Genomic DNA, 278 nt, shown 5'->3' with positions numbered 1-278 from the left:
CGGGAATCGCAGTTCCACGGATCACGCGTGAGAGGACCTGGTCGCCGAGGAGGTCCCAGTTCCATCCGAGGATGCTGCCGACGTTTCGTGCGGCCTCGACACTGACAACTGTGACGGACCTTCTATTGAGCTCGGCATCGTCGATGTCGACTCCATTTCCGTCCAGACGTCCGAATCCACTGGTATTGCTCAGTCCGATCTCCTCGACGACGTCGAGTGCACTAGCGAATGCGGAGGTGACCTCGTCGTCGCAGTCTCTGTCGACGGCAGACCGGGAC

At 60.4% G+C, this 278-nt stretch carries 1 protein-coding gene; it reads right to left on the bottom strand.

The annotated features are described in order from the left end of the window. Nucleotides 1-278 (bottom strand): hypothetical protein (locus R0K30_RS21735; protein ID WP_410612895.1); only part of this gene is annotated, 278 nt, incomplete at both ends.

Source organism: Bacillus sp. SIMBA_154 (assembly GCF_046536015.1).
Taxonomy (GTDB): domain Bacteria; phylum Bacillota; class Bacilli; order Bacillales; family Bacillaceae; genus Bacillus; species Bacillus pumilus_P.
This window is presented reverse-complemented; position numbering and strand designations above follow the sequence as displayed.